At 63.2% G+C, this 1121-nt stretch carries 1 protein-coding gene; it reads left to right on the forward strand.

Annotated features, from left to right (window positions below):
- Window positions 1-111: 111 nt before the first annotated feature.
- The coding region (locus tag ON45_RS17770; RefSeq protein ID WP_040495654.1) for a tyrosine-type recombinase/integrase at window positions 112-1121 on the forward strand (1010 nt) is incomplete at its 3' end.

Consider the following 1121-nt stretch of genomic DNA (forward strand, 5'->3'; position numbering starts at 1 on the left):
CTGACCAGGCGTAATGCCTGGTCAGAGTCGCTTTTCGGCTAAGTGCGCCGAACTTGCGATCGTGCCCACCCCCAGTTCGTGCCTAGAAGGACGAGCAATAGGGAGCACATGATGAGCGCCGCCAGGCAGTTCGGGACCATCCGCAAGCTTCCGAGTGGACGCTTCCAGGCGCGCTACTCGCACCTCGGTCGTCAGGTCAGCGCCAGGTCAACGTTCCCCACGAAGACCGACGCCCGGCGGTGGTTGTCGAGCATTGAGACCGACCTCCAGCGCGGCGAGCACTTCGACGAGTCGATCGGCTCGGTCAAGTTTGAGGACTACGCGTTTCGGTGGCTCGACGAGCGGCCGCTCCGACACAACACGCGCCAGTTGTACGAGTCACAGCTTCGCAAGTGGATCATCGGGCCGTTCGGTTCGGTGCGCCTCAACGACATCACGACGCCTGATGTGCGTTCCTGGAGGTCCGGTTTGCTCAAGAGCCACCTGTCCGAGAACACGGTGGCGAAGATCTATCGATTGTTCCGGACGATCATGGAGACCGCTGTCGAGGACGGGCTGATTCGCGCGAACCCGGTCAAGATGACCGGCGCAGCGAAGGAGAAGGTCCACAAGCGGCCGGAAGTGACCTTCCCTGAGGTCGTCCGCCTCGCCGAGGTGATCGAGCCGGAGTTCGCCGCACTTGTCTGGGTGGGCGCTGCATCGGGGCTCCGGTACGGGGAGCTGACAGGACTTCGGCGGAGCGACGTCGACCTCGAGACTGGGCAGCTCCATGTACGGAAGTCTCTGTCTTTTCAGAAGGGCGTCGGCCCGACCTTCGGACCGCCGAAGACGATGGCGGGCGTTCGTGTCGTTGCGCTCGACCCCGAGACGCTCGAGATCCTCAGCGGTCACATGGACACCTTCACCGAACCGGAACCCGACGCACTGGTCTTCCGGTCGATCAAGAAGAAGCCGCTCCTCAATCGATACTTCCAACCGTCGTGGCGACGAGCAAGGCGAGACGCTGGGGTCGCACAGGACCTTCGGTTCCACGACTTGCGACACCTCGCCGGCACGACCGCAGCGAGTTCGGGCGCATCAACGGTCGAGGTCATGGCGAGGCTGGGACACTCGACTCCAGA

The organism is Ilumatobacter nonamiensis YM16-303, assembly GCF_000350145.1.
In the GTDB taxonomy this organism is placed as follows: Bacteria; Actinomycetota; Acidimicrobiia; order Acidimicrobiales; family Ilumatobacteraceae; genus Ilumatobacter_A; species Ilumatobacter_A nonamiensis.